This window comes from uncultured Caballeronia sp. (genome assembly GCF_964243625.1).
In the GTDB taxonomy this organism is placed as follows: Bacteria; Pseudomonadota; Gammaproteobacteria; order Burkholderiales; family Burkholderiaceae; genus Caballeronia.
Genome location: NZ_CAXTGZ010000278.1, coordinates 1 through 7,786, shown reverse-complemented (window position 1 = coordinate 7,786; position 7,786 = coordinate 1). Strand labels below are relative to the sequence as shown.

General features: G+C 58.3%; 6 protein-coding genes and 1 other RNA gene. 4 read left to right on the top strand and 3 right to left on the bottom strand.

The features are described from left to right. The 3 genes from ACFFAR_RS18755 to gyrA all read right to left on the bottom strand — a co-directional run. Positions 1 to 463: aminotransferase class V-fold PLP-dependent enzyme (locus ACFFAR_RS18755; protein WP_174364649.1), on the bottom strand; the 463-nt coding region annotated here is incomplete at its 3' end. 184 nt (positions 464 to 647) lie between these two features. After that, positions 648 to 1,253 (bottom strand): DUF2059 domain-containing protein, encoded by a 606-nt coding sequence (locus ACFFAR_RS18750; RefSeq protein ID WP_062000939.1) that lies wholly within the window; start codon positions 1,251 to 1,253, stop codon positions 648 to 650. A 132-nt stretch (positions 1,254 to 1,385) separates the two neighbouring features. Further along, the gene (gyrA, locus tag ACFFAR_RS18745; RefSeq protein ID WP_174364650.1) at positions 1,386 to 4,064 is read right to left on the bottom strand and encodes a DNA gyrase subunit A; all 2,679 of its coding nucleotides are present in this window, start codon (positions 4,062 to 4,064) and stop codon (positions 1,386 to 1,388) included. A gap of 673 nt (positions 4,065 to 4,737) precedes the next feature. Between gyrA and ompA the strand changes: the two genes are divergently transcribed. From ompA to ssrA, 4 genes are all read left to right on the top strand, one after another. Further along, positions 4,738 to 5,394 carry an outer membrane protein OmpA gene (gene ompA, locus ACFFAR_RS18740; protein ID WP_056355836.1) on the top strand — a complete coding sequence of 219 codons (657 nt, stop codon included), beginning with the start codon at positions 4,738 to 4,740 and terminating at the stop codon, positions 5,392 to 5,394. 174 nt (positions 5,395 to 5,568) lie between these two features. Further along, positions 5,569 to 6,267, top strand: coding sequence for a bifunctional 2-polyprenyl-6-hydroxyphenol methylase/3-demethylubiquinol 3-O-methyltransferase UbiG (ubiG, locus tag ACFFAR_RS18735; protein ID WP_062167343.1), 699 nt, complete (start codon positions 5,569 to 5,571; stop codon positions 6,265 to 6,267). A gap of 95 nt (positions 6,268 to 6,362) precedes the next feature. Then, the gene (gene gph / locus ACFFAR_RS18730; RefSeq protein ID WP_062000940.1) at positions 6,363 to 7,079 is read left to right on the top strand and encodes a phosphoglycolate phosphatase; all 717 of its coding nucleotides are present in this window, start codon (positions 6,363 to 6,365) and stop codon (positions 7,077 to 7,079) included. 72 nt (positions 7,080 to 7,151) lie between these two features. Beyond that, positions 7,152 to 7,520: a transfer-messenger RNA gene (gene ssrA / locus ACFFAR_RS18725) on the top strand. Positions 7,521 to 7,786: the final 266 nt, after the last annotated feature.

Here is a 7,786-nt window from a genome sequence, read left to right as displayed (position 1 = left end):
CGTCGATGGTTTCGTTCGTGCAAAGATGGACATACGCGGGGTCGTCGGACAGATGCCATTCGGCGATCTTCGGGACGTGCGTGAACCCCTGATCCGTCTTGCCATTCGCCGCGATATGCGGCGTGCCGTATTTCTGTGCTTCCTTGAACGATTTCTGCGACCACGAGCCGGTCACCACAAAGTCCGCGGTCTTGCGCGATCCAAGCAGGTTCAGCGGCACGATTGCGTTCTCGCCAATCCCGCCGCCTTGCAAAAACAGAATCCGGTGCGACGCGGGCACCCTCAGCAGATCGCGGAGATCGGTCAGCGCCGCTTCGTGAATCGACATGAATTCAGCGCCGCGATGACTCATTTCCATCACGCTCATGCCGCTGCCGTTCCAGTCGAGCATTTCGTCGGCGGCTTGACGAAGAACTTCTTCGGGCATTGCAGCAGGACCAGCGGAGAAATTGAATACGCGCATGAATAAAGACCCCGAAAAGCCGGACGCGATTTAAGCCAGTAAAACCTGAAACCGCGCCTGAAAAAGAAATGGCTGTTTGCGTCTGAACGCAAACAGCCATTATCGCACCGTCCCGAAAACCCGCCAAACAACCGCCGCGTGGACAACTCGCTCGCGGCCGCGGGTTCCGGCGACCGGCTTGAACTTACTTAGCCGGCTTGACCGATGCCACTTCCTTGTCTGCTTGCGTACGCGTCGCCTTGATGGCTTGCGGCATGTACTTTTGCATCAGGCCATTCACCACGTCACGACCAACCTGGTCCTGAACCTGGATGAACTTGCGTCCTGTCGGGCTCTTGTAGAACGTCGTCAGGTCGTTGATTTCAGCCGTGGTGTAGTACTTCGCGTAAGCGTCGTACTGAGCTTGCATGGCGTCCTGACGGAACGAATCCGTTGCAAACACTTGGCCAGCCGAATCAACCAGCTTCGGTACCGTGTCCTTCTGGAGCTGAGGAACGGCAGCTTGTTTCTGCTTGTCGTTCAGCGTCTTGTTTTCGCTCAAAGCGTCGGACAGGATGGCCGGAACCAGTTGCTTCGACTGCATTTGTGCGCTGTTACCAATGGCGCCGACGAGCTTTTGCGCGTCGATTGCGTCCAGCAGGTTCTTGATCGCAGCTTGCTTCGCCGGATCCGGAGCCGCTGTGGCCGCAGCCGGTGCCGGCGCTGCCGATTGGCTCTGGAGCGATTGAGCCGATGCGAAAGCCGGTACCAAAGCAGCCAGCAAGATCCATTGTTTAAACTGTTTTTGCATCATTACTCCCTTAAAAAATTTTCGTTTCTACTGCTGCGCGAGCCGGCATGTACTTGGGACATGCTCAGGTTCGCGCAGCTTATAGATTCAAGCTTTCAGAAACAGAACGAGTGCTCGCCGATCAGGCGGCGTTCAGGACGTTGTGTCCTCGCCGCCCTCGGACGTGTCGTCGGGACTGTCGCCAGCGTCGCTAGCCGATGGTGTGTCGAGTGTGTCAGCCGCGTCACCTTCCAGATCCGCGTCGAGTTCGACCGCCACTTCCGCCTCGGCGATGTGCTGCAGGCCGGATAACTTCGTGCCGTCGTCAAGACTGATGAGTGTAACACCTTGGGTTGCACGGCCCATCTCACGGATCTCCGACACGCGTGTGCGAATCAGCACGCCCGTATTCGTGATCAGCATGATCTCGCTTTCCGGCTCCACGAGCGTCGCAGCGACGACCTTGCCATTACGTTCCGATGTCTGGATCGCGATCATGCCCTTCGTGCCACGGCCATGACGGGTGTACTCGCCAATCGGCGTACGCTTGCCGAAACCGTTTTCGGTCGCGGTCAGCACCGACTGGTTCTCGCCGCCCGCCACGAGCAGCGCGATGACCTGCTGCCCGTCTTCCAGCTGCATGCCGCGCACGCCCCGGGCTTCACGGCCCATGGCGCGGACGTCGTTTTCGTCAAAGCGAACTGCCTTGCCCGAATCCGAGAACAGCATGACGTCGTGCTCACCGTCGGTGATCGCAGCGCCGATCAGGAAATCGCCCTCGTCCAGTCCGACCGCGATAATGCCCTTGCGCAGCGGCCGGCTGAACGCTTCCAGCGGCGTCTTCTTGACCGTGCCCAAAGACGTAGCCATGAAGACGTACTTTTCAGCCGAGAATTCCTTGATCGGCAGCACGACGTTGATCTTCTCGCCGTCCTGCAACGGGAACATATTGACGATCGGACGGCCGCGCGAGTTCCGCGAACCTTGCGGAACTTCGTAGACCTTGATCCAGTAGACGCGTCCGCGATTCGAGAAGCACAGCATGTGATCGTGCGTGTTCGCAATGAACAGCGTGTCGATCCAGTCGTCTTCTTTCATCTGCGTGGCTTGCTTGCCGCGGCCACCGCGCTTTTGCGCGCGGTATTCCGACAACGGCTGCGACTTCACATAACCGGTGTGCGACATGGTCACGACCATTTCCTGCGGCGTGATCAGGTCTTCGGTGTTCAGTTCCGTGGCGTTCAGTTCGATGCGCGAACGGCGGTCGTCGCCAAACTCGGCGCGAACGGTCGCCAGTTCGTCCACGATGATTGCGCGAATCCGCTCCGGACGCGCGAGGATATCGAGCAAATCGGCGATCTGCGCCATGACATCCTTGTACTCGCCGACAATCTTGTCCTGCTCGAGCCCGGTCAGGCGTTGCAGGCGCATTTGCAGAATTTCCTGCGCCTGAACGTCGGAAAGCTTGTACAAGCCATCTGCCTGCATGCCGTAAGCCGGATTCAGACCTTCCGGCCGGTACGCCTGTCGCCCGCCCGATTCTTCGGTTTCCGCGCGCGACAGCATTTCGCGAACGATTTCCGAATCCCAGGCGTTGTTCATCAAGTCCTGCTTCGCGATCGGCGGAGTGGGAGCAGCCTTGATGATGCGGATGAATTCGTCGATATTCGCCAGCGCCACCGCCAGGCCTTCCAGCACGTGACCACGATCCCGCGCCTTGCGCAGTTCGTATACAGTGCGCCGCGTCAGCACTTCCCGCCGATGCGACAGGAAACACTCCAGCATCTGCTTCAGGTTGAGCAGACGCGGCTGGCCGTCGACCAGCGCGACCATGTTCATGCCGAACGTGTCCTGGAGCTGCGTCAGCTTGTACAGGTTGTTCAGCACCACTTCGGGCACTTCGCCGCGCTTCAGCTCGACTACCACGCGCATGCCGCTCTTGTCGGATTCGTCGCGGATGTCCGAGATGCCTTCGATCTTCTTCTCGTTCACCAGCTCGGCGATGCGCTCGAGCAGCGTCCGCTTGTTCACCTGATACGGGATTTCGTCGACGATGATCGCCATGCGCTGGCCGCGATCGATCTCTTCGAAGTGGGTGGTCGCGCGCATCACGACGCGCCCGCGTCCTGTCCGATACCCATCGCGCACGCCCGAGACGCCGTAGATCACGCCGTACGTCGGAAAATCCGGTGCCGGAACGATTTCCATCAGTTCGTCGATGGTGGAATCCGGGTTGTTCAGCAGATGCATGCAGGCGTCGACGATTTCGCGCAGGTTGTGCGGCGGAATGTTCGTCGCCATGCCAACCGCGATGCCGGCCGAGCCATTGATCAGCAGATTCGGAATACGCGCCGGCAGAACCAGCGGCTCGCTTTCGCTGCCGTCGTAGTTCGGACCGAAGTCGACTGTTTCCTTGTCGATATCCGCCAGCAGTTCGTGGCCGATCTTCGCCATGCGGATTTCGGTGTATCGCATGGCCGCGGCATTGTCGCCGTCGACCGAACCGAAGTTGCCCTGTCCGTCCACCAGCATGTAGCGAAGGGAGAACGGTTGCGCCATCCGCACGATGGTGTCGTACACCGACTGGTCGCCGTGCGGGTGATATTTACCGATCACATCGCCGACAATACGCGCCGACTTCTTGTAGGCGCGATTCCAGTCGTTGTTCAGTTCGTGCATGGAATAGAGTGCGCGACGGTGGACAGGCTTCAGGCCGTCGCGGACATCGGGGAGCGCTCGCCCCACGATCACGCTCATCGCGTAATCGAGATATGAGCGGCGCATTTCCTCCTCAAGGGAGATTGGCAGGGTCTCTTTGGCGAATTGATCCATTTATCCGTGTCTTGAACTGTGCGGCGCCGGCGCGGAATAAACGTGCGTTTTGCGACGTTTCTCCTGAATTCACCGGCGTTTGGCATCGGCATTGCGAACGCAACGCATCACGCGATTCTAACATGCGCGGCATCCGTGCCCGGCAGCGGCGCGTATATACATACAGTGCATGCGCGGTAAGCAGCCGGGCAGGACAGACCCGAGGGAACTTTTCCGGAGAATCGAGAAGCGCTGTAGCCGAAGCTTACAATTTGCTTTGCATGAGGAAGTGAAAACGTCAGACTAACCCGCTATGATTCACGACCGAGATTTTTGCAGTCGCTGAAAAGTGCACAAAAAATCAGCAAAAAAAATGTATTGATGTTTTGCCAAAAAGTTCCGGGTGGGCACGTATCATGCGCATAAGACGCGCATATCAAACCCTGCTTTTTCCATGCCCCGTCTTGTTGCGCATGCACCACATAAGGTTGCAGGCATTGGGGCCCCGGGGATATTTTTATCGTTGCAAGGGAACGATATGGCAAAATGCCAACGCACAAAGTTAGACACTGCTCGAAGTCTACACACAGCGTTTTGTTCCGCGGTAATGTTATACTTCGAGCAATGTATGACTTGTCTTTGTCAACAAGGCTCGCAGTAAACCTGCGGTAATCTCAATTTCGAGAGGAGAAATATGAATAAACTTTCAAAGCTCGCGTTCATTGCAGCTACCGCAGTTATGGCTGCATCGGCTATGGCGCAATCGGTCCCGGCTTCACGTCAGGCAGTCAATGACAACTGGGTGAACGGCACGGGCGAATATGTGTGGATGAACGGTACGAACGAGCTTTGCTGGCGCGATGCGTTCTGGACCCCGGCTACGGCAAACGCAAAGTGCGATGGCGCGCTGGTAGCGCAAGCACCGACGCCGCCGGCACCGGTCGCTCCGGTTGCTCCGGTCATCCAAAGCCAGAAGGTTACGTACCAAGCTGACGCTCTGTTCGACTTCGACAAGGCAATCCTGAAGCCGGCTGGTAAGGCAAAGCTTGACGATCTCGCATCGAAGATTGGCGACCTGAACCTGGAAGTCGTGGTCGCTACGGGTTACACGGACCGCATCGGTTCGGACAAGTACAACGATCGTCTGTCGCTGCGTCGTGCACAAGCTGTCAAGGCATACCTGGTCAGCAAGGGCATCGAAGCCAACCGTATCTATACGGAAGGCAAGGGCAAGCGCAACCCGGTTACCACCGGTTGCAACCAGAAGAACCACAAGCAACTCATCGCCTGCCTCGCACCGGATCGTCGCGTGGAAGTCGAAGTTGTTGGAACCTCGCGTCAGCCGCAGTAATTTAGCGACTGATTGCCGCAGGATCAAAGCCCCGCTTCGGCGGGGCTTTTTTTATGCGCGCCCGGCGCCCACAAGCTGCCCCCTTCTTTCTCCGCCCCGTTTTCCCCGGTTCCGTCACCGCCTATATACTTGGTGCCTGACTGTTCACGACTTTCGTTTCAAGGCTATCCGCACATGATCAATGCCGATCCCCACGAGCTTCAGAAATTCAGCGAGCTGGCTCATCGCTGGTGGGACCCGAATGCCGAATTCAAACCGCTGCATGAACTGAACCCCGTGCGGCTCGACTGGATCGACGGCCTGGCTCACTTGCCGGGCAAACGCGCGCTGGATGTCGGCTGCGGTGGCGGGATACTGTCCGAGTCCATGGCGGTGCGCGGCGCGAAGGTGAAAGGCGTGGATTTGTCGTCGAATGCGCTGAGCGTGGCCGACTTGCACAGCCTGGAAAGCGGTGTGGAAGTCGAGTACGAGGAAATTGCGGCAGAAGCGCTTGCTGCGCGTGAACCGGGCACCTATGACGTCGTCACGTGCATGGAAATGCTCGAACACGTACCCGACCCCGCCGGGATTGTCCAGGCTTGCGCCACACTGGTGAAGCCGGGTGGCTGGGTGTTCTTCTCCACGCTCAATCGCAATGCCAAGGCGTACCTGTTCGCGGTGATCGGCGCGGAGTACATTGCCCGGATGCTCCCGCGCGGCACGCACGACTATGCGCGTTTCATCAAGCCGTCAGAACTTGCGCAACTTGTGCGTTCGGCGCAATTAGATATCGTCGAGATCAAGGGGATTACTTATCGCCCGCTCGCCAAGCGCTTTGGCATCTCCGACGACACTAGCATCAACTACCTGATGGCTTGCCGTCGCGTGGCATGACGAAAACGAACATGAACGACCGACCGAACGACAACTCGAACTCCACAGATGCGGACCCGACGCCACCGAGCGTCATTGAACCCGTACGGACTTTCATGAGCGACGACCCGACGCCCTCTTCGCAGCAGGAATTGGACAAGGACCGGCTGAAGCTGTGTCAGGCGGTCTTGTTCGACCTCGACGGCACGATCGCCGATACCGCGCCCGACCTCGTCGCAGCCGTCAACAAGATGCGTCACGACCGTGGGCTCGAGATGCGTCCGCTGGAGACGTTGCGGCCGCTGGCATCGGCGGGCGCGCGGGGTTTGCTGGGCGGCGCGTTCGAGATCAGCCCTGAACATCCGGATTACGCCTCGATGCGCGAGGAGTTCCTCGCGAACTACGAAGCGGATCTGTGTATTGAGACGACGCTGTTTCCTGGTATCGATGAACTGCTCGATCAGCTCGATGCCCGCGGCGTTCGCTGGGGCATCGTGACGAACAAGGTCACGCGGCTGGCTGAACCGCTCGTGGCATTGCTCGGACTTGCCGAACGGGCGGCGTGCCTGGTTTGTGGCGACACAACCTCGCACTCGAAGCCGCATCCGGCGCCCTTGCTTCACGCCGCCGAGTTGATGGAAGAGAAGCCCGAGCAGGTTGTGTATGTGGGCGACGATCTGCGCGACGTTCAAGCGGGTTTCGCGGCCGGCATGGTCACCGTGGCGGCAGCCTATGGCTATTGCGGCACGGACTTGCCGCCCACGCGCTGGCATGCTGATCACGTGGTAGAAACGACTATCGAATTGCAGCAATTGCTGCGGGATGTGCAATAAGTTGCGGTGTCCTTCAGGTCCTTGCGCTGACGCTGATGGCGGCTGGATCTGTGAGATAATACGCAATGCTTCGGGGGCGACCTGGTTTCGACAGGGGTTGCGAAGCGGCTAGGGCATACCGAGGACCCGTCACCTCGTAAATCAATGGGAAAAACGTAACTGCAAACGACGAAACGTTCGCACTGGCAGCCTAAGGGCCGCCTGCCTCTCCCTAGTTTACTGACGGACTAGAGTCGCAAGACCGGTAGCAATACCGAGAGAGGTCATATACGTCAGATAAGCCTTGTCGGCGTCGCGACGCCAAGGTCGAAAATTTAGTGAATCGCCGAAGCGAAGCGTGTTCGTCCGCGTCGCCAGGTTAAATCAAATGATAGAACTAAGTATGTAGAACTGGTCGTAGAGCGCTACTGGACGCGGGTTCGATTCCCGCCGCCTCCACCAATATCGCTTCCGGCTTTCTTGCCGGATGAACTGAACCCCGCTTGCCGCAAGGCATGCGGGGTTTTGTTTTTCCCACTCCCCACAATCCGCCAAACCCTCCTTCCATGTTCGCTCGGCAACGGAACGTCGCGCCGCTACACTTCAAGCTGCCAGATTCACTAATTCAGCAGACAAAAAATGCCATACGGGGGAATCATGCAAATGAGCCGTTCCATGCGGAGATTGGCTGTTGCGTGCTTATCGATACTGCTGTGGGCCATCAGCGC